The following is a 533-nucleotide window of genomic DNA, read 5'->3' as shown; positions in this document are numbered from 1 at the left end:
CGAACGGAATCAGAAGCAGCAGAAAACCGATCATCGTCGGCAGGCTCTCTCTGAAAAAGTATCCTGTGATGCACTGGTCATCACATGCGTCTGTGGCGTTCTTATGAAGCCGCGTTCGCGCGCCTCCGCCAGCATCGCGGGCAAGCGCGCTGCCTGAATGCAGCGCGCTGCGATCCGGACGTTAGTCCTTCTTGACCTTCAGGACCTGGCGGCCCTTGTACATGCCGGTCTTGAGATCGAGATGATGCGGACGGCGAAGTTCGCCCGAATCCTTGTCCTCGACATAAGTCGGCTTCTTGAGCGCGTCCGCCGAGCGGCGCATGCCGCGGCGTGACGGCGATGTTTTCCTGCGTGGAACGGCCATGGGATCGTCGTCCTCTAAATCAAGGCTCACCCGCCGGGCGGGGGCTCTCCAGAATTCGGATTGAGGCCGCGCTTATAGATGAAGGTTGCTGCGAAAGCTAGACCAGAGGGGGCGAGAAAATGGGCCAAAAAGGCCCAAAATCAGCGATTTCGCTCCCAGCAATCAGAGA

1 protein-coding gene is annotated in these 533 nt (G+C 58.9%); it reads right to left on the bottom strand.

Annotation, left to right across the window (positions count from 1 at the left end):
• Positions 1–181: 181 nt before the first annotated feature.
• Positions 182–364: a 50S ribosomal protein L32 gene (gene rpmF / locus D1614_RS28795; protein WP_002713690.1), complete on the bottom strand. Its 183-nt coding sequence runs from the start codon at positions 362–364 to the stop codon at positions 182–184.
• Between the last annotated feature and the right edge of the window lie 169 nt (positions 365–533).

The organism is Maribellus luteus (genome assembly GCF_003576475.1).
Lineage (GTDB): Bacteria > Bacteroidota > Bacteroidia > Bacteroidales > Prolixibacteraceae > Draconibacterium > Draconibacterium luteum.
The sequence above is the reverse complement of the archived record's forward strand: the minus strand, read 5'-3'. Positions and strand labels throughout refer to the sequence as shown.